The sequence below is a fragment of the Rhizobium sp. CB3060 genome, from assembly GCF_025200735.1.
Classification (GTDB): domain Bacteria; phylum Pseudomonadota; class Alphaproteobacteria; order Rhizobiales; family Rhizobiaceae; genus Rhizobium.
Map to the genome: position 1 here is coordinate 2,059,849 of NZ_CP104158.1, position 20,943 is coordinate 2,080,791.

Genomic DNA, 20,943 nt, shown 5'->3' on the forward strand with positions numbered 1-20,943 from the left:
ATCGACATCTGCCCGATCAAAATCTCTCGCAGGTCCACACGATGCCTATGAGCGAATTGGATTCGAAGATCGGCGTGGCGCGGAATTTCATCTATGCCAATCTCCCCATCTTGCCTGTTCCTTCGATCCCAGAGATCAGCCTGCATAAGGCCGGCCCGCAAAGCGGCCTATGGCGGCTTGCCGAGCAGGATCAGGAGTTTGGTTCACCTTATTGGGCACATTACTGGGGTGGAGGCTTGGTGCTGGCGCGGTATCTTCTCGATCGGCCTGACGCCGTCGCGGGCCGGCGCGTACTCGATCTCGGCGCGGGCTCCGGCATCGTCGGCATCGCAGCGGCAAAGGCGGGCGCGGCAGAGGTGATCGCAGCCGACGTGGACCCCTATGCCGTCGCCGCGATAGGGCTGAATGCCACCATCAATGGGGTGACAATTCTAACTGTTCTCACCGATCTGACGAAAGGAGAACCTCCCGCGGCTGACATTGTCTGCGTCGGCGATCTCTTCTACGAGGCCGCGCTTGCCGAGCGCGTCACTGCATTTCTTGACCGTTGCCTGGCGCGAGGCATCGAAGTGCTGATCGGCGATCCCTGGCGCGCCCATCTGCCGCATTCGCGGCTGCGATTGCTGGCTGAATACGTTGTATCGGATTTTGGTGCCACCGGTGCAGGCTCAAAGCCGAGCGGGGTCTTTGCGTTTGAAATACAAAACGCCCCAGCAAAGCCGGGGCGCTGAACAGTAATCCTTAGACAAAAGCCTTGGGTTTGGACCAGGGCCGATAGTGCGAATTTAAGCTCTTATTTTCGCACGCCGTCGATTCTCTCGTTCCAGCCGTTTCGCCAATGCCGCCAATTCCGGGCTCGCCGCATCGAATACCGGCTTTGAATCTTCCGGCAGCCAATGCGTCTCATGCTTTACAGGCGGGGTCTTCACCCGCTCGATACCGCCAGCCGAATTGGGCATCATCGGCGATATGCGTGACCAATCGGGCTCCTGCAATGACGGCGAAATCGCAAGCAGCGCATTGGCGACGTTTTGAAATTCGCTCTGGATGCGCCGTTCCGCTGTTCGCCTCACCCGGCCGGTCCTCCCACAGAAATCACGGAAGGAGCCGACAATGTGGGGCGCAGCAAGGCAGACCGACCATCGCGAAAGCAGGATGCGACGCTCCTCGCCTCTGACATGGGTCAGCAACCAGTCCTGCAGCACTTCTTCGGCACGGCTGATAGCCGCTGCATTTGGACGATAGCGAACGCGGATATCGGCGTGGTCAGTGGGCTCAGGAAGAACCTCCGGCCAAAGCGTGCGCATCCGATCCGGGCGAACACCGCGCACGTCGAGATGGATCATCGTGTCGGCAGCCTCGACGAAACGGGCACGAACGATGAGGCTCAGATCGGCGAGCTCGGCGGCGCGGTCGGAAAGATCGTCAAACTGCAAGGCGTTGTGGTGCATCAAGTCGCTTCTCCAATTCCCGATAGATCAAAATCCGAAGCGTGGCGCGCACCGGCCATGGCCGTCGCGCCACGGCGTCAGCGCGCAAAGTGCCAAGCGCGATATCATCGAAGGCGGCCAGCAGATCGCCAGGCCGTTGCAACGCCCAATCCTGGCGCTGAACGAGGATGTCGGAGACGGCTCCGATCGTGTCCGACCATAATTCATCGCGGTTGTTGCCGGTCTGGCGAATACAGCGCAAGACGAAGACCAGATGCCCATCGCCATGCTGCCCCCGAATTTCCTGCATGGTGCCACGCGCATGGCTTTGCGCCGGCGCGCGACGGCGATGGACGGGCACGAGCTTGATGCCGAGGCCGTCAAGAAGAATATCAAGCCTGCCTTTGCTCATGGGCATATCGCCTCCCTTCCGGAAGAAAAAATGAATGCAATCAACGGCAACCTCTCGGTCATGCCACCTTCCCGTTTCCAGCTCCGGCGTCGGCAAAAGGATGCTTCGGCTTGAACAGGGCTTCCGCCTTTGAGATCGCCTCTACCCTTGCGCCATCACGCAGCATCGGCGTGTTGAGATAGGCAACCATCGCCTCACCAGCGGCCGCCTTTGCCGCATCCTCGGTCGAGAAGACTATGGGCTCGCCGCGCTTGTCCTTGAGGACCTCGTTCGTGGCGCGGTGGACCTTGCGGATCCAGCCGAGATGACCGCCGGCAACAGCTTCAGTTCCGATTTGAAATTCATTCATGGAAACCTCCTCTGGTCGCCTAGACCAGGTCTTCGAATTAAGTTTTGAAAGTGGTTCAAATGCCGAGCGGCAGGCTGTCAGCGCCATGTCATCGGGGGCGGATTCTGGAGCGCCACCAGAGTGACCAAAGCCCTCGAAGCTCGCTTCGATTGGCCTCTGACTGAAACTCATCATCAATCATGCGAAAATGGACCAGATCTCCCTCCGGCGCGCCGCTGGCATCATCCTGACCAGCAGACCTCGAAGACGAAACAATCGGCTCCAGAGCGGCAAGAACACAAAGGAAGAAAAGAGCAGCGCCGACGCAGGCGAGAAAACCCTGAATGATCTCGCTCATATCGCTTTCTCCGTAGCCGGCTCGCTCCCGACCGAACCGGGATCAGACATTTCCGTTGGCTCGACATGCTCGTCGCAAGTTTCACAGTGCCGCTCGATCACCTCCGCGATCGACAATGCCCGGCCACAGCCAGGGCAACCCCAGAAGAAGTCGAAATAGCGTGAGCTCGAACCCACCTTTGTGTCCCTCCTAATTGAGATCATCCGATCACTCCCCAAAACCATCCTCCGCTAGGCGCCGTTCGCCTCAGCACTTCGGCCTGCAGCGAATTTAACCGCCGGCATCTTGATGGACACAAAATATGTTGTTATTAATGTCGATGTCAACATTATTTATGTTAATTATTTTGCGAGTGTTGGATCATGCAAAAATCCATGGGCGAACGACTAAAGGCGGCGCGCGAAGCCGCAAACTATCCCTCGGCGACGAAGGCGGCGGAGGCGCTCGGCATTGGCCTCTCGACCTATCGAGCGCATGAAAACGGCCAGAACGAATTCGGCCCCGAGATCGCCGATCGCTACGCCAAGAAGTTCGGCACCACCGCCGGCTATCTTTTGACGGGCGAAGGGCCAAGGAAGGTGGAGCGGCCAGGACCACGCATGGTGGTCACCTCCTTCGATCCCGATGAGCAATACAATGAAGGATTTGCCGAAGGCGGCGATGACCTCAGTTACAGTCGGGAACATTGGCAGCCGAAGATCGAAGGCGCGACGCCGGAGGTGGACGTCAAACTCGGCGCCGGCAGCGGCACTGTCGGCGAGGTTATCAATCTGCCGGTCGGCGCAGGCAATGTCGCCGGCCATAAGATCGTGGCGGAATGGCTGATTCCCTCAGGCTATTTGCGCAACGAGGCAAAGGCATCGCCGAACCACACCATCATCATGGAAGTGATCGGCGATTCCATGCAGCCCACCTACATGCCCGGCGACCGCGTCGTCGTTGATCTCTCGCAGAATCAGATGGCAACCGATACGGTCTATGCCATCAGCGACGGCTATTCCGAACCGCAGATCAAACGCCTCCAGCGCGTTCCTTTCACCCAGCCAAGCCAGGTGAAGATCATCTCCGACAATCCCGCACTGGAAACCTTTACGGTGGAATTGGCGCGGCTGACGATCATCGGGCGCATCTGCGGACATATTGCCAGGAAGTAGGTCGTAACCGATTCTCCCCTGCCCCATCAGTCATCCGCTTCCGACTAACTAGAAGCGGAGCCGGACGCTTATTCCTAGATAAGCCATAAACATCTATCGTGTTTTTTGCAGTCAATAGACACAAAATATGTTGACACATATCGTGCCATATGAAAGTTTGCCTTTCACGAGCCGGTAGGCCGAGACGGAATGAGCCCGCGCAAGTCCAGAGATCTTGCGTGAAGCCAGCGAAACCGGATCGGCAATCGGCTGAATGCAGCCCGCCGGATGCAGAAGGGAAAACGCCATCCATGCATGCAAGATCCGAAGTCATGACCACCGCTTGGACGCTTTATCGCCGTGACACGCGGCTGCGCCGGCCTTCGACCGCGGCCGCCAGGCGCCAATGGTTCGCCCGTGCACTCTCGACGGCTTGGACATGGGCACGCCAGCAAGCAACCGATGCGACCAAAACCGAAGACCAGAGCCGCGCCGAGCGAATTGCAAATCTGAGACTGGAATTGCTGCGCATCGATGCCCGGCCATTCGGAATGTCGATTGCCAGGGATCGGGCAATGTTGATGGAAGAGATCCATCACCTGTCAACCACATCGCTCGTGTCGGTTGCACAAATGGCCGCGTGATGATGCCCAGCGAAGTTTTCTCCTGCGAATATTCCTTCGATGAACTCGCCATAAGCCTCTGCGACCGTTGGGAAACGGGCCTGCTGCTCTACGGCCGCGCCGAACTGACATCGGCAGGAGATGGTTATGACGGCGAATTTTACGTCTCGGCGATCAAACTGGATGGGGGATCGCGATTGGTACGGCCGAACACGATCAGCAGCATAGGCAGCTTTGAGGCCGAACTGTTCCGCCGCATTGCCGCCGTGATCGAAAACGACAGGACGTCGGCCGGCCGCCACGCCGCCGAGCTGTTCGCCATCGAGTATGAACAGTCTAAGGAGACCGATTACGACTTATTTCGCGAAATCGAACGGGAAACGATATTGGGGGCCGGTGGCGTGATTATCCTCCAGCATCAGATTGCGACAGACTGAGGCTATGGCCGATCCGATCTACACGTCTTTCCACTTCGAAAAAGTCGCCGCCTGCCCACGCCGATTTCCGTCGCGGTCGATGAGTTGCCAGACGATGCCGTCTTCCATCCAGAAGCGCCGTCCCGACTTCGTGATCCGCAACCCGCGATAACCCGAGATAAAGCCGTCGCGTGTAACCGCATCCAACAATTGCTGACGTTCGGCACGGTTCGGAAGCTCCGCCGAGAGACGCGACGGCAAAGTGATGAATTCGTCCCAGGGATATTCGAAACAAGCCTGGCCAGCCTTGTTGGCATAAATAAAGCGCGGATCGGCGTCTGTATTATGCGCGACGACCACGAACGGAGCATCGTTATAGAGCCAACTCGGTCCGGGCCCCTCGTCGACAAGAGGCGTTCCGACGATACGGGCATAACTTCCGGTGAGCAGATCGAAAAACTCGCGATCAACCGACAAATCGGAGCTGTTGCGTTCTGAACTAATGGCCATGGATATCTTTCCTGCGAGCATCTCCGGTTTTTTCTTTAAGGCCGGAAATGCCGGAAACCAAATAGAACATCTCGCTGGCACTTGTAATTAGTCCTGCGCATAAATTCAAAGGTGGCGTGCCGGGAGGGCAAGCCATAGCCACCAAAAATCAATGATTTAGACCAAAGCGGGATCGGAAAACCTTCCACAATCAATCCCGATCGCCCATTCGGCTATTGATCATCATCGTCGTAACGCGACGAGGACCGCCGCCCCTCAAGCCTGTCCAGAATTTGGTTTAGCTCGTCCGCACATGCCTTCATGGGTTCGTCTTCGGCACATTTGATGTCTATTTTGACATCGCCGTTCTCGATGCGGAAACGAGCCGCCTTGGAAAAGAACGGACGACGGTTCATTGAACCCCTATGCCAACCGCCTCGCATTGCATCGTCATCAGGTCGGTGCAGGCCCATTGCTGGTGGTTGCGGCGAGTTTGCCGGCGGCGCTGTTTCTGTCTGGGTGGGCTGTTGGGCCGGCGGCGTCGGCGCCGTTGTATTCGGAGCTTGCTGGGCGAAACTGACGCCAGCAGAAAGCGATAGGGTCAGCGCGGCGATAGATAGAATCGTTTTCATTCCCTGGTCCTCCTCGAGACTGTGTAAAGAACACGCGAACTTGAGGATGGTTGCCAGGATGTACGAAAATTTGAGCTCACATAGCTAGATACTCCGAAGATCACCGTGATGTGCAAAGCGGTATAGCTCATTGTTGAACCGACCAGGGTTCTCCAGAAAAGGTGCGTGCCCTGTTGCGGCATACCACGATGCGGTCGCTCCCGGGCACAATGCTAGAAGATGCCGCCCCATCGCCGGCAGGACCACAGTGTCCTCTTGGCCGTGGGTTACAAGGACAGGCACAGCAAGTGCTGTCAGTACGTCGTCGGAATCGATCTCACGGGCCAGCAACGCAGCCCGGACCTTCGCTGGCACGGTCATATTCCAGCAAATGGCCGTTTCGAATATCTCGGAAGGTAGCTGCGAATAAGTGCAAGCGCGCACGAAATTGCGGATCGCTGCGATGTTCCCAGGCAAATCGTCGCTCGTGGCGCCAATGACATGGTCGAGGAAGCCCGGGCCAATCAAAGTGCCGAGCGCCGCCTTGTTTAGCGTGGTCGCCGCGCCCACAAAGTTGATGCCCGCAACATGGGCAGTTCCATGGGCGCGCAGATAGTCGCAAATAATGAAGCCGGCATAGGACCAGCCCACAAGAACCGGCTTGCCGAGGTTCAGTTGATCTATTACGGCGGCGATATCGTCTGCCCAAAGCTGCGGTTCATTGTAATACTCCGCTTCAAGGGGAGCGTCCGACATGCCGTGACCGCGCAGGTCCAGGGCCACAAGACGAAAATCCTCCGCAAGCGTGCTTTCATACTGGTTTTTCCAGCAGAGATGGTTCTGTGACCACCCATGGATGAAGAGGATCGACGGCGCGTCTTCTCTTCCCCACTCGCGAACATGCAATCGCAATCCCGCGCCGCCAGTTACGGTGTGAACCTTCATCGCCGTGCCTCCTTGTCATCCTCCAAAACCGCAGCAGGCATTCTATTCCGCGCGCATGAGAAAGAATGTAGGAGAAACCGTTGAAAGTGCCGGGCCAATCGTTGAAAATTGCCGCCGCAGTCGAGGCGCGAGCACATCCCGCTCAGTTGATGGCTTCTCTAAGGCGGTCAGGTCCGCGTCAAGGCGCGATAACTCGAGGCTGCGTTGTTTCGGCGACGAAGCGCGTGACTTCACGAACGAACTGCTCAAAGGCGGGTTCGTCGGCGAGGAGAATGTGATTGGCGCTGTCGAGATCGACAAATCGAGCCCCGGGGATGCCGGCTGCAAACTCTCTTCCGGACTGAAAGGGAACGACTGCATCTTTTCTTGCGTGCAAGACGAGGGTCGGAATCGTCACCTGCGACAGGGCATCCGAAACGTCGATCTCTCCGAATGCTTCGTGCAGGCGACCCGCGTTGCTGGGCGACACAGAAATGCGCTGCAGTTCGTCAAACCAATCCATTTGCACGTGGTCTGCCCCTGGAATGAACATCGCAGTGAACAGATGCCGAAAAACCGGATTGTTCTGGCCCCACCCTTCCCGGATCAATGCGGTCATCGCCTCATGCGTGGCGACCTCATGGCTGTCACCTCGCTTGCGCCAGCCTTTTACAAATCCGCCATATAGGATGAGCCCCGAAACCCGTTCAGGGTGTCGGACGGCATAGGCAACGGAGACGGCGCAGCTTTGCGATACACCCAGAAGCGTGAACCGGTCGAGGCTTGCCGCGTCGACCACACTCTCCAGGTCCGCAATCATCGCCGCAAACGAAATATCCTCGGCAATCCAGTCCGAAAGGCCATTGCCGCGTTCGTCATAGCGTATCAGCTTCGCCTTCTCCGAAAGGGCATCGATCCAATGCCTCCACACCGGACTTTCCCAATCATACTGGAGATGCGACATCCAATGTGCGGCTCGCACGATCGGCGATCCCTGTCCACACACCGCGTAAGCAATTGTTACCCCGTCTGCGGTTTTGCAGAAGCGAATGTCCTGCGATCTCTTGCTCGGTGTTACCGGTGGCGACGGAACATCCGTTTCAAAAGTCCGGGAGACGAGACCTGATCCAGGCCGTGAAAGTCGCGGTGATTGGTTAAGGGCATCGCGAGCCCCCTTGCCCAGCCCAGCCCCGGAGACTGAAAGCTCCGACCATTGCTCGGGGAGATCGACAGTGGCAATCTCTTTGGTAAGACGGTCAAGCACCAGAGAATAAACGTTTACTCGCTCAGGACTGTCTTGAAGGCGTCGAAGGAGGACGCGCAGAATTGCCATGTGCAACCGAAGCGCCATATCCCGGTGACATAGCCGCCACGCTTCAAAGTTTGGGCAGTGCGGCAGGCAGAGGTCTTCAAGAAATTCGCCGCGAAACGTTGTGGCAAGCAACTCCAATGTCTCCGTATCCAAGGCGTCGACGTCAGCAGGTCGGAGAGACGACATGCGCTTGAAATCCACGTCGATCATCTGCGGGCTGAGGAGAACGGAATTGTGGTCAGCATGCAAACGCACATGACCGTCAGTATTCACGATCGGCCTGAGTTTATGGAGGCTCCACCTCAACGAAGCCCGAGGGTCGTCTGGAACTTCCCAGAACATCTTGCAAAGATGATCGCGACGCTGGGGTCTTCCAATGACGGCCAAATAGGCAAGAAGAGCGCGGGTTTTCTTCGACTGCGGCAGAGACAGAAGTATTCCCTGCTGCTTGACCTCGAGTTCGCCCAATAGCTTGATGGTTAGCTGGCCGACCATGGCACACTGACTCGCGGAAGTGTTCAGCCGACAGCTTAAAGCAATGTAGCCCAAGATGAAATCGGCTGCGGTTACCGTGAGGCTAACACCTTGGGTGATCGGCCCATTCGCTTGGCTAGCGACCCTTCGTTGCGTTGACCCATGCAAGAAGGTGGATGAATGGCGAAATGATGAGGGAGTATATGGCCCGTTTTTAACGTCTACTACGCCTGTTACTTCGGATTTTGGCTTTTGCCGTTCCCATGTAGGGGGCCTTTAGGATACTGCACAATGAGGCAAGCCATCCGGAGGACAAGGTGATATGCCGCAATGATCGTCGATCACTGTGGGTAGGCAAATTTGCCCACCCACAGTGATGCAGTACGCCCGGGGGTGTCGAGCGCTAGTCGCAAACGGTCCTGTATAGCTTCACCCGATGGTGATAGCTGTACCTGTAGTATTTTTCTGTCCAGCACCGGCGACCATAGTCATATCTCGGGCCGTCATAGTAGCCATCGTATGCATAGCGTGGCCGGTGATAGTATCGCGGTGGTGGCCGATCATCGTAGTAGCGAGGACCGGTCCCGTACTCAAAGTAGATCTGAGAGAATGCCGGCGACGCTGGTAACGCCGTTGCAAACGCCAGTGCTGCGATTGCGATCATTTTCATGTGTTCTTCCCATCCCGATTTGCACACCCTCATTTGCAAGGCTGTGTCTCACAACTGGGATGTTAATACGTCATGAGCGCTGCTTCTGAACACGGACCTAAGTCCCGATCAAATCCGGACTTTGGCCTGATGAAGCGCAAAAGGTTGGTTCGACGTTTGCTCAATTCCTTTATTGGTGTGAAGGCGGCGGACGCCCCGGACCTTACGAGGTGATTGCCGATCCCAGACGGGGGGAACTGCCGAGCTTTTCGGAAAGGAAGTCGATCAAAGCCCGCGCAGCCGTCGGGAGATGCTTGCGGGAAACGTAGAGAGCATGAATGCCGAGAGACCGCGGCTTCCAGTCCGGCAGGACGACCGCGAGTTTCCCGGCGCGGACTTCTTCATCCGCCGCGAAGCACGGCAGCATGGCGATGCCGAGACCTGAAAGAGCGGCACGTTGCAAAGCCAGAGCGTCGTTCGTCTGAAACCCTCCTGACACAGCTACTGTAACCTCACCCTCGTCCTTGTTCAGCACCCATTCTGAGCCACCCAGATGTGCATAGGTCAGGCACCGATGGGCTATTAGGTTTTCCGGTGAAGCAGGCTCGCCGCACGCTGCCAGGTAGTCCTTGGAGGCATACAGGCGCGATGGGCAATGCCCCAGACGTTTCGCCGTCAGGGATGGATCGAGATGGTTCGCGATACGGATTGCAATATCGATACGGTCCTGAACGAGGTCGACAGATCTGTCCGAGATCTGCAGATCGATCTTGATTCTGGGATATCTTGTCGCGAATTCCGAGAAGTGAGGTATGAGCTGCGCCTCAGCGAGGATACTTGGGGCGGTTACTCTCAGAAGACCATGTGGAGTATCGGAATGAACCGCCACCTCGGTCACGGCGTCTGCGACGCGAACCATCTCCCTACACAGCTCCAGAACGCGCTCGCCGGCTGAAGTCAGACTGAGCCGCCGTGTCGTGCGATGAAGAAGCCTTGTTCCCGACCATTCCTCGATCGACGCAATATACCGCGAGGCCATCGCACGCGACATCCCGAGTTCTTCAGCGGCAGCCGACGCACTGCCACGTTCGACTGTTTTCAACAGGACTACCGCCGCGGTGATGCGATCCATTATTTGCTCGATCCATGCAACATTCTGTATCGCATAGTGCTGTATATCTTTGATTTTTGCAACACTACATTGTCTCCCAACAAAGGAGATCGACGTGACCGCCGACATCGAACTTCAATACTTCTTCGACCCACTCTGCGGCTGGTGCTATGCAAGTGCGCCGGCGCTGGCGGGCCTGGCCGACAAATACGGCGACAAGCTCAAGATGCTGCCCTCCGGCCTTTTCGTAGGCGGACGGCCGATCTCGTCCATCGCTGACCATGCCTGGCGCAACGACCAGCGTATCCAGAGCCTGACGGGCCAGCCATTTTCGGAAGCCTACCGCCAAAACGTCCTGCTGGCGCCGAACGGCGTCTTCGATTCCCGGTCGGCAACGCTGGCCCTGACCGCTCTTGGCGAGCAGGATGCCCGCCTTGAACCCCACTTCCTACATGCCGTGCAGATCGCCCGGTATGTCGAGGGGCGCGACACATCCAGCATCGACGAGGTGACCGAGGTTGCCGTCCGGGTGGCCGCCGACCACGGCTCCGAACTGGCGATCGAGGCTTTCGCCGACCGACTCCGGAATGATGTGGATCTGCGTGAGCGGACTATGGAGCGAATGGAAGAAACACATGTTCGGATGAACACCCTCGGCATTCGCGGCGTTCCGCAGCTCGTCGCAGTCGTCAACGGGACGTCGCACGTTCTGAGCGGCGAAGCCCTCTACCGCGGCCCGCAGCATCTCGTCGCAGCACTCTCCAGGCTGCCAGTAGCAGCCTGAAAACCACACCCAAAAGGAAGATCATCATGAAAATCGCACTCATCGGCGCTTCCGGCCAAGCCGGTTCTCGCATTCTCGCCGAACTGTCCTCACGCGGCCATATCGTTACCGCCATCGCCCGCGACCCCTCTAAGGTCGACACCCTGCCGAACGTCACCGCCGCGGCGGGTGACATTGACGTTCCGGACGCTCTAGCAAACGTCCTGGCCGGACATGACGCCGTCATCAGCTCGGTCCATTTTTCCGCCGCCAATCCCGACAAGCTGATCGGCGCCGTCAAGGCCTCAGGCGTTCGCCGCTACTATGTGGTCGGCGGCGCCGGCAGCCTTGAAGTCGCACCGGGCGTCCTTCTCGTCAACACACCCGAATTCCCGGCGATGTACAAGGCCGAAGCCCAGGGTGGCGTTGACTATCTCAAACAGCTCAAGGCCGAGGACGGCCTCGACTGGACCTTCCTGTCGCCCTCCGCTGCCTTCGTGCCGGGCGAGCGTACAGGTAACTTCCGCCTCGGCAAGGACCGGCTCCTGGCCAACGAAAACGGCAGCAGCATTTCGTTTGAAGACTTCGCCGTCGCGCTCGTCAACGAAATCGAAGCACCAACGCACGTGAAGCAGCGCTTCACCGTCGGCTACTAACCGCCAGTTTTCAGCACCATTCGCCTTTAGCGCAGCCGCTCATCAATGGGGTGGCGGCTGCGCCCGGATCCGCTTGCCTCCTTGGTAGGCTCCGGATCTCTCTTCCACCTCCATCAGGAACTAAATCAATGCCCAACCGTCGCAATACCCTCAAGTCGATCGCGGCCGCCGCCGCTGTAATGATCGCTATCGCCTCGTTCGCAACCGCGCAGGAGCAGCCTGCTCTGTCGTGGAAGGCTTTCAAGACCACCGAAGCCGGCTTTCTGCGCGCCCCGGTTCTCATCACCGGAAAGAGCGAAGCAGTTCTTATCGACTCGAGCTTCAGCTTCTCGGACGGCAAGGCCGTTGCGGATGCCATCAAGGCTAGCGGCAAGCGCCTGACCACGATCTACATCACGACCAACGATCCCGACTACTACTTCGGCCTCGCACCTGTTCACCAGGCGTTTCCGGACGCCCGCATTCTTGCTGCCGCTGATACCGTAGCCTTGATGCGCAAGAAGGCTGAAGGCAAGATTAAGGCATGGTCGCCGGTTCTGGGTGATAATGGTCCTAAGGCCGTTGCGGACCTCATCTTCCCTGAGGTCAGCGACATCACCTCCCTGTCGGTCGACGGCGAAAAGCTGGAAATCGTCACTGCGCCGGGCGTCAAAGACCGTGGCCGCTACATCTGGGTTCCCTCGCTGAGCGCCGTGTTCGGGGGCGTGACGGTGTTCGGGGGCATGTACCCCTGGGTCGCGGACATGCCGACTGCCGAAGAACGCACGGCATGGAAGGCCGCGCTTGAAGGCATCCTCGCCCGCCACCCCAAGATCGTCGTGCCTGGTCACACCACTCAAGCGTGGCCGACTGATGCTTCCAGCGTGACCTACACCCGCGACTACCTCGTCGCGTTCGAGGCCGAAGCCGCGAAGGCCAAGGATTCCAAGGCACTCATCGAGGTGATGAAGAAGCTCTATCCGAACGATGCGATACCGATTTCGCTGGAAATTGGAGCGAAGGTCGCGAAGGGCGAAATGACCTGGGGAAACTGAAGAGGCTGAGCGCGGCGTATTCGCCGCGCCCTTCCATGCGCATAGATAATTGCAAGCGGACAAGATCTTTCATCGCGTTATCGAGATTCACTGATCATCCGAACGCCCACCAATGGCGCGAAGTTGCCGTCCCCGTTATGACGGCAGCCTTCGAAACTGCATGAAGGATCTTGGTCAAAGTGCCACCAGGACATCGCGGACGACAAAGCAGTAGACCACAGTCTACACGGCGAGAGCCAATCATAGGCGCCCCGCGGAGGCAGGCATCAAGCACCTCGTTCTGGAACAGAAACAGGACAAGATTGTCCCACCGCATTCGGTGGTCGGAAAAAAGTGGGCCAATTATCGCGAAATAAGTCAATCTTTTCAATGATCGTTGAATGCACGACCTGAGAGATAGGTGACGTATTGTATCGGAGACATGGGTAACACTTTCCGCTTTGGCGGGAGGTGTTGATGCTGTGGAGAGAGACGTCGGCGATGGAGGAGCGTCTTCGATTTGCCGCCAGTCTGCTTGAGGGGGAAGGCATGAGATTCGAACTACAAACTATTCACCGTTCCATTTCAGCCGAAGCTGGGACCGAGAATAGACGAGAGGCGTTGGCTAATCATCATTTGTCAGCCGTCCACTTTTCCGCCTCAGTAGCGTTCTCACCGCTCCTCGGGTTTTAAAACTTTTCTCTCGGGTTCCAACATCGCTCTGGCGTCGACAAAGCGCTCTATGCGCCGATCGGTTCTATATCTATCGCGCATCAGGAGGTAGACGGCGAGGACCCATAGCGCGGCTATCGCGCGCGAGACCCAAGCGAAGGCGGTAGGACCCAATAAGTCATATAACCCCTGCATGCGGAGAGGCCGATGTCCGCTATCGAAAACAGCCGCATAGACAATCATTGCGGTTACCAAGGATACCAATTTATTTTCTTTGACAAATTTTAGCGCCGCACGTGCCCGCGATGGCCGTTCGACCTTCCAAGCTTCGTCGTGTCGTTGTTGGTCTCGCATCTGCAGGTCGTCCAAATATCGTTTCGGGTTCCGAGCAACCTAAACTGCCGCCGCTAATATTATAAAACTTATTCGAAACGGTTGCCGCAGCCGTTAAATTTACTGATATCCCTCACGACCCGTCCGCGATGGGGCGAAAGCGGACCCGACTCTATCGGCGTCGGCATTGTGGCTGCCCATGGACTGGTACATAAAACCAGCAGCTAAGTTATTGGAATACAAAAAATTGGTGGGCCCGGAGGGACTCGAACCCCCAACCAAGCGGTTATGAGCCGCCGGCTCTAACCATTGAGCTACAGGCCCGGCACGACTAAAAAATCAGCGTGCACGCAGCGCCGGGGCAATGGTTCCCCGGGAGCCGATTTGGCTCTAGCCCAATTCGTCTTTTCCCACAAGGGACTGCCGCAATACCTTCACAATCAATCCGCAAAAGCGAATCCCAAGGAAACACCAACCAAGGAATGAGCCATGCCACAGATGAAAACCAGAGATTTTGTTTTTGCTACTCTTCTCGGCGCGACTCTTCTCGTGCCCGCCACCCATAGTTTCGCCGAGGATGCAAAACCGCGCGAGGCGATCATCACGGTCACTGGAGAGGGACATTCCGCAATCGCGCCGGATATGGCGGTTGTCACGCTCTCGGTCGTCAAGCAGGCAAAAGCCGCGCAAGACGCGCTCGATCAGAACAATAAGGCGATGGGCGCGGTGCTGGCGACGCTAAAGGACAGAGGCATTGCGGAGCGCGATCTTCAGACGTCCGGCTTTTCTATCCAGCCGCAATATGACTATCAGAACGACAAAGATGGCCATCCGGTGCCGCCGACCCTCACCGGCTATCAGGTGACCAACGGGCTGACGGTGCGCGTGCGGGATCTCTCCAAGCTCGGCGTCCTCCTCGATCAGGCGGTCAATCTCGGCATCAACCAGGGTGGCGATATTCAGTTTACCAACGACAAGCCGGATGCCGCGCTGGAAGAGGCCCGAAAGAACGCCGTCGCCGATGCTGCGGCAAAAGCAAAAACCTTGACCGATGCGGCGGGCGTCAAGCTTGGCCATGTCATTTCGATCAACGAGGGCGCCATCGTCACGCCGCCGCAGCCATATATGCGTCAATCCATGGCCATGGCTGCCGACAAGGCGGTACCGGTGGCGAGCGGCGAAAACACCTATAACGCCTCGGTCAGCATCACCTACGCGATCCAGCAATAGCCACAAAACAAAACCGCCCTTCGCTCAAGTCCGGTAGGACCGAGCAAAGGGCGGTTCATGGCCCCCGCCATAAAGCGAAAGCGGCAAGCGGTGGCCATCGGACGCAATGCGCGTCCGCAGATGATATTAGCGGCCGATCAACGGGCAACCGCGAACATTGGCAAACATCATCGTATCCGGACCACGGCGGCCGAAACCATCGACGATAACGCGGCGCGGCGTCACGTCGACCACGCGAGCGCGGTGCAGGCCGTAGCCGCGAGCAACATCCATGGCCTCGCGCGGATCACAGCCACGACGTTCGTAGCGCGGCGGCGGGATATCGTAATCCGGCGGTGGCGGCCGATGCCGGCCCGGGCCAATATAAATGTCGACGCCCTGGGCGGAAGCATATTCCGCGGTGCCCGACAGCGCAGTAACGGTGATCGCGGCTGCGATCCCCAACTTTGCCAGTAATGCTCTCATCTGTCCTCCATGGAGCGAAAGGCTTCTCTCATGTGCTTACCGCATCTCCTGATGCGAATGCCTCGGGAGTAACGGCGCGATACTGAACAAGTCCAGAATCAACCGTTCATACGCCATTCAGGTACAATGAAAGCAAAAGCGAGACCAGAGGCGGACTCACTGCACAGCAGAAAATAAAAGCCGCCCTCCTTTATGAGGACGACTTCACTCATCTTAAAACATCGCTGCGGCAGCGCGATCATGGCCATAAACGGCCACGCGATATCAGCGGCGGATCAACGGGCAACCCGGCACGTTGGCGAAAACGACACGATCCGGACCGTGCCGGCCAAAGCCTTCAACGACGACACGGCGCGGCGTGATATTCTGGATTCGAGCGCGGCGCAGGCCCATGGCGCGAGCCTTCTGAACGGCTGTTATCGGCGAGCAGATGCTGCCGCGATGGGATCGTGGCGCACCTGATGAATGCTCGGTGAAAGGTCGTTGGCCGAGGCGGCAGAAACGGTGGCGGAAGCGGCGCCGAGCGTGATGAGAGCTGCAATGCCAGCCTTGGCGAAAATGCCGATCATGGGTATTTCTCCTTCAAGTCCTGCTACGGATCGTTGCAATCCTGATTTGGCCAAATGCCTCAGGATTGAAGCAACATTAGGCCAGCCAAGCTGAACTGAAGACGAATTACTCATTCAGATTGTATTCAGCGCAATGGACGATCGGTTGACGCGAATTTTCCTGAATCAGACCGAAAGATGCAGCACGATTTCGCGCCGGTGCGGGCGGTCGCGGTGCTCGAAAAGATAGATGCCCTGCCATGTGCCAAGTGTCAGGCGTCCGCGCATCACGGGGATGCCGATCGACACCTGCGTGAGCGCTGTCTTGATATGCGCCGGCATATCGTCCGGCCCCTCGGTCGTATGGACGATCCAGCGCATCGAAGGGTCGGAAGACGGTGGCACGAGCCGGCGGAAGAAGGCGTTGAGATCCGTCTGCACGTCAGGATCGGCGTTCTCCTGGATCAGCAGCGAACAGGAGGTATGGCGGACGAAGATCGTCAGCAGCCCGTCGCTCGATGTGGAGCCTGCCGAAGTCCCTGCACGGACGAATTCCGCTGCCTGGTCTGTGAACTCATAAAGTCCTTGGCCATGGGTCGACAGTGTGATGACGGTCTGCGGCATGGCATCTCCGGTATTGATCGCAGCGATCCGCTTGAGGTCGGTCGCAACGGGCGGAAAGTCAAGCCCAGCCGCTGCCGCCAAGGCCGATCAGAGCTGCAAGAAAATCTCGAAGCCGCCATAGATCATGCGTTTGCCATCAAAAGGCATATTTGCCATCTCGTCTTTCAGCCGCGGATCGGCCATGACCTTTTCCATCACGGTATCGCGATGCTGGCGAGATTCGTAAGTGATCCAGGAAAAGATCACCACCTCGTCTTCCTTCGCCTGAACGGAGCGCGGAAAGGACGTCAACTGGCCATAGGGCACATCGTCCCCAACAGACTCCACGTAGCTAAGCGCACCATATTCCTTCCAGATATCGCCGGACTTCCCCGCCAACGTCTTGTAAATCTCCAGCTTGTCTTTCGGAACGGCAATAACAAAACCATCCACATAGGCCATAACAACCTCCTCTGTTCTGTTTCCACACGCAAAGGAAGATCGATCATAGCGCGATCCGAGATGGGATGCACTTTTCCATTCCAATCGCCTTGATATCGGCCTGCCCTACGCGCCCGTTGCATCCATTCTCCCTGCGGATAAGCTTGCCATTGCGGTTTCATCAATGACGAGATGATGGTCATGACGATCGAATTCAGGATCGATCCCTATCCTGACAACCAAGCACTCAACGCCCTGTGGGCAACGGCTTGGAACGAGAGTACCCCACGCGATTTCTCATCTATCCTGCCGAGAAGCCTCGCCCATATCGGCGCCTTCCATGGAGTGCGCCTGATAGGATTCGTCAACATTGCCTGGGATGGTGGCATACATGCCTTTATCCTTGATACCACCGTCGCACCCGAATTCCGTCGACAGGGAATAGCAACCAAGCTTGTCGAAATGGCAACGAACGTTGCGCGCGAACGCGGCGCAGAGTGGCTGCATGTCGATTTCGAACCTCATCTCGCCGGCCTCTATCGGAACCTGGGCTTTGCGGCGACAGAGGCCGGCTTGATCAGGCTGGGCGATTGACAGCGAGCCTGATCAAGCAACGGCATTGACCCGAGATATCAACCAGGTGCGGAACAACGCAGCCGATGGGTTTTGCAAGGCATTCGACGGATAGATCAGATTGTAACTGACGGCTGCCGGCTGAACTTCGACGAAACAACGCACCAACTGCCCCTCCGCGAGATCCTTCGCGACAAGGGAGCTGCGAACCAGCGCAAAGCCGAGACCGTCCCGACATGCTCCGAGCATGTCGGCAAAGGATTCGAATAGAGGTCCGTTCTCCGCCGCCTGGCCAATATTGAAATCGGCCATTCCGCCGTCATTGCCATGGCCAATCACCTGTTCGTACCAGCGCTGCCAATCCAGTACGGTATGGCGCATGCCGGTGTAACGCAGCAGCGGCGCTTCCTTTATGGCATTGCGCTTCGGCAACCGCTCGGACAGCGTCGGTGAACTGACGACAAACTCCTCGTCCGTCAGCAACTCTTCCTGGACGAGGCCGGCTTCGGCTCGCCCGAGCCAGATTGCAAGATCGACGCCCTCAGGCCCGAAATCGGGTCGCTGATAGCCGACAATCATCTTCAGCTCGATGTCGGGGTGGCGCTGGCAGAAATCACCAAGTCGAGACGCCAGCCATTGGCTGGAAAATTCCGGCGTCACCGACAGCGTCAGCGTGCGAACCGACACACTCGCCCGCGCGTGATACAACGCCGTCTCCAATTGAGAAATCGTCTCCACAATCGCCGGGTGGAGCCGCGCGCCGAGCGGCGTCAATCTTGCGCCCGACCGGCCGCGATCGAAAAGCCTGCCGCCGATCCAGCCTTCAAGCTGCGAAAGCTGATGACTGACGGCAGTCTGCGTCAGCCCCATCCTCTCAGCCGCACGGCCAAAACCGCCGGTTTCGACGATAGCGCAAAATGCTTGCAAGACGGCCAGTGGTGGAAGCGGTCTTTTCCCCATGAAAATCCTTCATGCATAGGCGATGAAAGCTTCATTATACATGAGAAGTATACGGGCGCATTCCTCTAAGTCATAAGACCATCAGGCTTATGACAGATGAGAAACATTCATGGATTCATTCTGCGGCGTAGCATCGAAAAGCGGATCAACCGGCTGCTCCGTGCGTTTGCTTGCGTCCAAAAACAGCGTGCCGAAAAGAAGGCGAGACGCGAAAATATCTTCTCAGTCAACGGCCACCTTAGGCGAGATGCCGGGCTGGACAATATTCCGCACCATCCATGAGCCTACAGCGCGAAGCCATGTGCTGGATCGTTTTGCCGGTCTGGCCGAGGCCACCTTATCCCCTGAGCGTCTTGACCTTGGTCAAATCCGGAAAGATCCGCATCCAAAGCAGCACGACGGCGATGGTGCCGACGCCGCCGACGATGCCGGTGAGAACCGGGCCAAGCGCGCTGGCGAGCATGCCGGATTCGAATTCGCCGAGCTGGTTGGACGTGCCTATGAACAGCGAGTTCACGGCATTGACGCGGCCGCGCATGTTGTCCGGTGTCAAGAGCTGCACCAACGAACTGCGCACGACAACGCTGACCGTATCCGACGCCCCGACGACAAGCAGTGCCGTAACGGAGAGGATGATGTTGCTCGAGAGCGCGAAGACGACTGTGGCGATGCCGAACACGAAAACGGCAAGCAGCATCTTCTTGCCAACGCCGGTCTGCAGGGGCCGCCGCGCCAGCCAGATCGACATGACCAAAGCACCGATTGCGGGCGCAGCGCGCAGCAGTCCGAGGCCCCAGGGGCCGGCATGCAGGATATCGCGCGCGAACATCGGCAGCAGCGCGGTGGCGCCGCCGAGCAGCACGGCAAAGAGATCGAGCGAGCTCGTCCCCATCATCACCGGTCTGCTCCTGATGAAGGAGACGCCGGCAAAGACCGAGCTCAGAGTCACCGGCTCCCGCGACGACGGCCGCTGTCGCTCGACGCGGATCGAAATGACATTGAGGCTCGCGATGACATACAGCACGGCAGACACCGCGAAAGGCGCAATCGGACTGACGCCATAGAGCAGGCCGCCGAGCGACGGACCGATGATGAAAGCGGTCTGCATCATCGATGTGGAGGTAGCGATCGCTATCTGCAACATCGACGGCGGCACGATATTCGGTAACAGCGCGGCCATGGTAGGACGCTCGAAGGCAGTGGCCGCCCCCATGACGGCGACTGCGGCGAGGATGCCGGCCGGGCCGATCCAGTGCTGCCAGACTGCGACGGCAAGGGCTAGCGCTGTCAAGGCTTCGATCAACTGGCAGACCAGGCCGATGCGCCGGCGATCGAATTGGTCGGCAACATGACCGACAATGAAGGTCAGGATCACCATCGGCAGGAACTGGCAGAAGCCGACTAGGCCAAGGAAGAAGGCGCTATGGGTCTGATCGTAGATCATCCAGCCCATGGCAACGGTGACCGACTGGAAACCGATGGAGGAAAAGACGCGGGAGGCGGCGAAGGAACGATATCCGGGATGACCGAGCGCGCTGACCCGATCGTGACTGTGCAGGGTGTCCATATGTCTTTCTTCTGTCCGCGCGCCGTGCACGGAACAAACTTTATGAGCAATATGAAATATTTATCTAAGTCCCCTGCTCTGCCCGAACGCCGCACTTGTCAACTGCATTTTTTGGATAGATCGGCAAATTGCCGCCAAAGCGCGAACCTAGAGATCAAATCGTGGTGAAGAGCGACTGAGCATCCCAGTCTTTGTGTCGACCGACCACACGCCGGCAAGTTCAGCGGCAAGGGTTGCGATCAATCTCGGCACATCATTTCCGGCCGCCTCATGCATGGCCTCGGCGACGATCAGCAGCGATCGCGTATCCTCGCGAACGGCGGAAAGGCCGCTTTGACGATTGGTCCAGCGCCGCGCATGCGCCCGGTCGGCACTATCGGCAAAGATCACTTCGCGCGGCTCCGGATGCTCCGTTTCGCCAGCGAAGGTGAGATAGCTCTCTCTGCCGGTCGCGTGCCTGACTTCGAGATCGCCGGAAATCTTCGCAAGATCGAAGACGGCGACGGGAATGGCGAAGGCGATCGAGATGGCGTTGCACAGATCGACGAGCGGATGCAGTTGCGGCAGCGATTTTTCCTGGCGGAATCGTCTGAGCAAAGCCTCGGAAGCGCAGCGATATTGCGTCGGCTTCAGCCCCATTTTCGAAAAGGTCCGCCGCCAGGCCTGGATCTCCGGCATCTCGCCTTCCGCACTACCCGCCAGCCGCTCCTCGGCGATTGCATGGAACTTCGCGAGACGATCGCTGACGGCCACATCGGCGGTGATTCCTTCCACGAAGAGGACGCCGGGGACCAGATCGGGGAATTCGCTCCACATCTCATTCGAATGGCGGAAATACATGGCTTTTCC

General features: G+C 57.9%; 27 protein-coding genes and 1 tRNA gene. 9 read left to right on the forward strand and 19 right to left on the reverse strand.

The genetic code is table 11. The features are described 5' to 3' along the window. Nucleotides 1–41 precede the first annotated feature (41 nt). Nucleotides 42–731, forward strand: coding sequence for a class I SAM-dependent methyltransferase (locus tag N2601_RS10015; RefSeq protein ID WP_245463986.1), 690 nt, complete (start codon nt 42–44; stop codon nt 729–731). Nucleotides 732–785: 54 nt separating this feature from the next. Here the strand turns inward: N2601_RS10015 and N2601_RS10020 are convergent, their stop codons facing one another. The 5 genes from N2601_RS10020 to N2601_RS34155 form a co-directional block, all read right to left on the reverse strand. After that, complete coding sequence (locus N2601_RS10020) at nt 786–1,451, reverse strand: DUF6362 family protein (protein ID WP_104823656.1); 666 nt, start codon at nt 1,449–1,451, stop codon at nt 786–788. Continuing rightward, a complete protein-coding gene (locus tag N2601_RS10025; protein WP_104825145.1) occupies nt 1,426–1,842 on the reverse strand; it encodes a hypothetical protein in 417 nt (138 codons plus the stop codon). Before N2601_RS10025 ends, N2601_RS10020 begins: the two co-directional genes overlap by 26 nt. Nucleotides 1,843–1,900: 58 nt before the next feature. Further along, entirely contained in the window at nt 1,901–2,191 is a 291-nt protein-coding gene (locus N2601_RS10030) for a hypothetical protein (protein ID WP_104823657.1), read from the reverse strand. A gap of 88 nt (nt 2,192–2,279) precedes the next feature. Next, nucleotides 2,280–2,528: a hypothetical protein gene (locus N2601_RS10035; RefSeq protein ID WP_104823658.1), complete on the reverse strand. Its 249-nt coding sequence runs from the start codon at nt 2,526–2,528 to the stop codon at nt 2,280–2,282. After that, nucleotides 2,525–2,731, reverse strand: a complete 207-nt coding sequence (locus N2601_RS34155) for a hypothetical protein (RefSeq protein WP_104823659.1) — start codon at nt 2,729–2,731, stop codon at nt 2,525–2,527. The genes N2601_RS10035 and N2601_RS34155 overlap by 4 nt, the downstream gene beginning before the upstream one ends. A gap of 159 nt (nt 2,732–2,890) precedes the next feature. Here N2601_RS34155 and N2601_RS10040 point away from each other — a divergent pair, with 159 nt between their 5' ends. The 3 genes from N2601_RS10040 (at nt 2,891) to N2601_RS10050 (ending at nt 4,721) form a co-directional block, all read left to right on the forward strand. After that, nucleotides 2,891–3,682 carry a S24 family peptidase gene (locus N2601_RS10040; RefSeq protein WP_104823660.1) on the forward strand — a complete coding sequence of 264 codons (792 nt, stop codon included), beginning with the start codon at nt 2,891–2,893 and terminating at the stop codon, nt 3,680–3,682. A 290-nt stretch (nt 3,683–3,972) separates the two neighbouring features. Then, on the forward strand, nt 3,973–4,305 hold the full coding sequence (locus tag N2601_RS10045; protein WP_245463856.1) for a hypothetical protein: 333 nt from the start codon (nt 3,973–3,975) through the stop codon (nt 4,303–4,305). 2 nt (nt 4,306–4,307) lie between these two features. After that, the gene (locus N2601_RS10050; protein WP_245463857.1) at nt 4,308–4,721 is read left to right on the forward strand and encodes a hypothetical protein; all 414 of its coding nucleotides are present in this window, start codon (nt 4,308–4,310) and stop codon (nt 4,719–4,721) included. 18 nt (nt 4,722–4,739) lie between these two features. Here the strand turns inward: N2601_RS10050 and N2601_RS10055 are convergent, their stop codons facing one another. The 5 genes from N2601_RS10055 to N2601_RS10080 all read right to left on the reverse strand — a co-directional run bounded on the left by N2601_RS10055 (nt 4,740) and on the right by N2601_RS10080 (nt 10,291). Then, nucleotides 4,740–5,210, reverse strand: coding sequence for an MEKHLA domain-containing protein (locus N2601_RS10055; protein ID WP_104823663.1), 471 nt, complete (start codon nt 5,208–5,210; stop codon nt 4,740–4,742). Between the two features lie 212 nt (nt 5,211–5,422). Next, nucleotides 5,423–5,821, reverse strand: coding sequence for a hypothetical protein (locus N2601_RS10060; protein ID WP_104823664.1), 399 nt, complete (start codon nt 5,819–5,821; stop codon nt 5,423–5,425). Between the two features lie 84 nt (nt 5,822–5,905). Further along, nucleotides 5,906–6,745: an alpha/beta fold hydrolase gene (locus tag N2601_RS10065; protein ID WP_104823665.1), complete on the reverse strand. Its 840-nt coding sequence runs from the start codon at nt 6,743–6,745 to the stop codon at nt 5,906–5,908. Between the two features lie 178 nt (nt 6,746–6,923). After that, on the reverse strand, nt 6,924–8,531 hold the full coding sequence (locus N2601_RS10070) for an alpha/beta hydrolase (RefSeq protein WP_245463859.1): 1,608 nt from the start codon (nt 8,529–8,531) through the stop codon (nt 6,924–6,926). A gap of 851 nt (nt 8,532–9,382) precedes the next feature. Next, the gene (locus N2601_RS10080; RefSeq protein WP_104825146.1) at nt 9,383–10,291 is read right to left on the reverse strand and encodes a LysR family transcriptional regulator; all 909 of its coding nucleotides are present in this window, start codon (nt 10,289–10,291) and stop codon (nt 9,383–9,385) included. Between the two features lie 94 nt (nt 10,292–10,385). Here N2601_RS10080 and N2601_RS10085 point away from each other — a divergent pair, with 94 nt between their 5' ends. The 3 genes from N2601_RS10085 to N2601_RS10095 all read left to right on the forward strand — a co-directional run bounded on the left by N2601_RS10085 (nt 10,386) and on the right by N2601_RS10095 (nt 12,723). Continuing rightward, nucleotides 10,386–11,054, forward strand: coding sequence for a DsbA family protein (locus N2601_RS10085; protein WP_104823669.1), 669 nt, complete (start codon nt 10,386–10,388; stop codon nt 11,052–11,054). A 26-nt stretch (nt 11,055–11,080) separates the two neighbouring features. Then, nucleotides 11,081–11,689 carry an NAD(P)-dependent oxidoreductase gene (locus N2601_RS10090; protein ID WP_104823670.1) on the forward strand — a complete coding sequence of 203 codons (609 nt, stop codon included), beginning with the start codon at nt 11,081–11,083 and terminating at the stop codon, nt 11,687–11,689. 128 nt (nt 11,690–11,817) lie between these two features. Further along, nucleotides 11,818–12,723, forward strand: a complete 906-nt coding sequence (locus N2601_RS10095) for an MBL fold metallo-hydrolase (RefSeq protein ID WP_104823671.1) — start codon at nt 11,818–11,820, stop codon at nt 12,721–12,723. 1,232 nt (nt 12,724–13,955) lie between these two features. Here N2601_RS10095 and N2601_RS10100 read toward each other — a convergent pair. Beyond that, nucleotides 13,956–14,031 (reverse strand) — tRNA-Ile (locus tag N2601_RS10100). A 165-nt stretch (nt 14,032–14,196) separates the two neighbouring features. Between N2601_RS10100 and N2601_RS10105 the strand changes: the two genes are divergently transcribed. Beyond that, entirely contained in the window at nt 14,197–14,937 is a 741-nt protein-coding gene (locus N2601_RS10105; protein ID WP_104823674.1) for an SIMPL domain-containing protein, read from the forward strand. 126 nt (nt 14,938–15,063) lie between these two features. Here the strand turns inward: N2601_RS10105 and N2601_RS10110 are convergent, their stop codons facing one another. The 5 genes from N2601_RS10110 to N2601_RS10125 form a co-directional block, all read right to left on the reverse strand. Then, nucleotides 15,064–15,402 (reverse strand): hypothetical protein, encoded by a 339-nt coding sequence (locus tag N2601_RS10110; RefSeq protein ID WP_104823675.1) that lies wholly within the window; start codon nt 15,400–15,402, stop codon nt 15,064–15,066. 264 nt (nt 15,403–15,666) lie between these two features. Further along, entirely contained in the window at nt 15,667–15,795 is a 129-nt protein-coding gene (locus tag N2601_RS34215) for a hypothetical protein (RefSeq protein ID WP_445944957.1), read from the reverse strand. 23 nt (nt 15,796–15,818) lie between these two features. Further along, on the reverse strand, nt 15,819–15,971 hold the full coding sequence (locus N2601_RS34220) for a hypothetical protein (RefSeq protein WP_445944958.1): 153 nt from the start codon (nt 15,969–15,971) through the stop codon (nt 15,819–15,821). A 165-nt stretch (nt 15,972–16,136) separates the two neighbouring features. Further along, nucleotides 16,137–16,574, reverse strand: coding sequence for a secondary thiamine-phosphate synthase enzyme YjbQ (locus N2601_RS10120; protein WP_104825147.1), 438 nt, complete (start codon nt 16,572–16,574; stop codon nt 16,137–16,139). A gap of 87 nt (nt 16,575–16,661) precedes the next feature. After that, a complete protein-coding gene (locus N2601_RS10125) occupies nt 16,662–17,015 on the reverse strand; it encodes a DUF1428 domain-containing protein (RefSeq protein ID WP_104823676.1) in 354 nt (117 codons plus the stop codon). A 180-nt stretch (nt 17,016–17,195) separates the two neighbouring features. Between N2601_RS10125 and N2601_RS10130 the strand changes: the two genes are divergently transcribed. Further along, nucleotides 17,196–17,588, forward strand: coding sequence for a GNAT family N-acetyltransferase (locus N2601_RS10130; protein WP_104825148.1), 393 nt, complete (start codon nt 17,196–17,198; stop codon nt 17,586–17,588). A 12-nt stretch (nt 17,589–17,600) separates the two neighbouring features. On the opposite strand, the gene N2601_RS10135 is transcribed toward N2601_RS10130, so the two are convergent. The 3 genes from N2601_RS10135 to N2601_RS10145 form a co-directional block, all read right to left on the reverse strand. Then, nucleotides 17,601–18,527 carry a LysR substrate-binding domain-containing protein gene (locus tag N2601_RS10135; RefSeq protein WP_104823677.1) on the reverse strand — a complete coding sequence of 309 codons (927 nt, stop codon included), beginning with the start codon at nt 18,525–18,527 and terminating at the stop codon, nt 17,601–17,603. 337 nt (nt 18,528–18,864) lie between these two features. Next, nucleotides 18,865–20,094, reverse strand: coding sequence for an MFS transporter (locus tag N2601_RS10140; RefSeq protein ID WP_260303055.1), 1,230 nt, complete (start codon nt 20,092–20,094; stop codon nt 18,865–18,867). Between the two features lie 147 nt (nt 20,095–20,241). Continuing rightward, nucleotides 20,242–20,934, reverse strand: a complete 693-nt coding sequence (locus tag N2601_RS10145; protein ID WP_104823680.1) for a B3/B4 domain-containing protein — start codon at nt 20,932–20,934, stop codon at nt 20,242–20,244. Between the last annotated feature and the right edge of the window lie 9 nt (nt 20,935–20,943).

What these genes read in the sequence shown, in the direction of transcription:
- N2601_RS10015 (WP_245463986.1), top strand. Translation starts at nt 42, where the DNA reads ATGCCTATGAGCGAATTGGATTCGAAGATCGGCGTGGCGCGGAATTTC.
- N2601_RS10020 (WP_104823656.1), bottom strand. Translation starts at nt 1,451, where the DNA reads ATGCACCACAACGCCTTGCAGTTTGACGATCTTTCCGACCGCGCCGCC.
- N2601_RS10025 (WP_104825145.1), bottom strand. Translation starts at nt 1,842, where the DNA reads ATGAGCAAAGGCAGGCTTGATATTCTTCTTGACGGCCTCGGCATCAAG.
- N2601_RS10030 (WP_104823657.1), bottom strand. Translation starts at nt 2,191, where the DNA reads ATGAATGAATTTCAAATCGGAACTGAAGCTGTTGCCGGCGGTCATCTC.
- N2601_RS10035 (WP_104823658.1), bottom strand. Translation starts at nt 2,528, where the DNA reads ATGAGCGAGATCATTCAGGGTTTTCTCGCCTGCGTCGGCGCTGCTCTT.
- N2601_RS34155 (WP_104823659.1), bottom strand. Translation starts at nt 2,731, where the DNA reads ATGATCTCAATTAGGAGGGACACAAAGGTGGGTTCGAGCTCACGCTAT.
- N2601_RS10040 (WP_104823660.1), top strand. Translation starts at nt 2,891, where the DNA reads ATGCAAAAATCCATGGGCGAACGACTAAAGGCGGCGCGCGAAGCCGCA.
- N2601_RS10045 (WP_245463856.1), top strand. Translation starts at nt 3,973, where the DNA reads ATGCATGCAAGATCCGAAGTCATGACCACCGCTTGGACGCTTTATCGC.
- N2601_RS10050 (WP_245463857.1), top strand. Translation starts at nt 4,308, where the DNA reads ATGCCCAGCGAAGTTTTCTCCTGCGAATATTCCTTCGATGAACTCGCC.
- N2601_RS10055 (WP_104823663.1), bottom strand. Translation starts at nt 5,210, where the DNA reads ATGGCCATTAGTTCAGAACGCAACAGCTCCGATTTGTCGGTTGATCGC.
- N2601_RS10060 (WP_104823664.1), bottom strand. Translation starts at nt 5,821, where the DNA reads ATGAAAACGATTCTATCTATCGCCGCGCTGACCCTATCGCTTTCTGCT.
- N2601_RS10065 (WP_104823665.1), bottom strand. Translation starts at nt 6,745, where the DNA reads ATGAAGGTTCACACCGTAACTGGCGGCGCGGGATTGCGATTGCATGTT.
- N2601_RS10070 (WP_245463859.1), bottom strand. Translation starts at nt 8,531, where the DNA reads ATGGTCGGCCAGCTAACCATCAAGCTATTGGGCGAACTCGAGGTCAAG.
- N2601_RS10080 (WP_104825146.1), bottom strand. Translation starts at nt 10,291, where the DNA reads ATGGATCGCATCACCGCGGCGGTAGTCCTGTTGAAAACAGTCGAACGT.
- N2601_RS10090 (WP_104823670.1), top strand. Translation starts at nt 11,081, where the DNA reads ATGAAAATCGCACTCATCGGCGCTTCCGGCCAAGCCGGTTCTCGCATT.
- N2601_RS10095 (WP_104823671.1), top strand. Translation starts at nt 11,818, where the DNA reads ATGCCCAACCGTCGCAATACCCTCAAGTCGATCGCGGCCGCCGCCGCT.
- N2601_RS10105 (WP_104823674.1), top strand. Translation starts at nt 14,197, where the DNA reads ATGCCACAGATGAAAACCAGAGATTTTGTTTTTGCTACTCTTCTCGGC.
- N2601_RS10110 (WP_104823675.1), bottom strand. Translation starts at nt 15,402, where the DNA reads ATGAGAGCATTACTGGCAAAGTTGGGGATCGCAGCCGCGATCACCGTT.
- N2601_RS34215 (WP_445944957.1), bottom strand. Translation starts at nt 15,795, where the DNA reads ATGGGCCTGCGCCGCGCTCGAATCCAGAATATCACGCCGCGCCGTGTC.
- N2601_RS34220 (WP_445944958.1), bottom strand. Translation starts at nt 15,971, where the DNA reads ATGATCGGCATTTTCGCCAAGGCTGGCATTGCAGCTCTCATCACGCTC.
- N2601_RS10120 (WP_104825147.1), bottom strand. Translation starts at nt 16,574, where the DNA reads ATGCCGCAGACCGTCATCACACTGTCGACCCATGGCCAAGGACTTTAT.
- N2601_RS10125 (WP_104823676.1), bottom strand. Translation starts at nt 17,015, where the DNA reads ATGGCCTATGTGGATGGTTTTGTTATTGCCGTTCCGAAAGACAAGCTG.
- N2601_RS10130 (WP_104825148.1), top strand. Translation starts at nt 17,196, where the DNA reads ATGACGATCGAATTCAGGATCGATCCCTATCCTGACAACCAAGCACTC.
- N2601_RS10135 (WP_104823677.1), bottom strand. Translation starts at nt 18,527, where the DNA reads ATGGGGAAAAGACCGCTTCCACCACTGGCCGTCTTGCAAGCATTTTGC.
- N2601_RS10140 (WP_260303055.1), bottom strand. Translation starts at nt 20,094, where the DNA reads ATGGACACCCTGCACAGTCACGATCGGGTCAGCGCGCTCGGTCATCCC.
- N2601_RS10145 (WP_104823680.1), bottom strand. Translation starts at nt 20,934, where the DNA reads ATGTATTTCCGCCATTCGAATGAGATGTGGAGCGAATTCCCCGATCTG.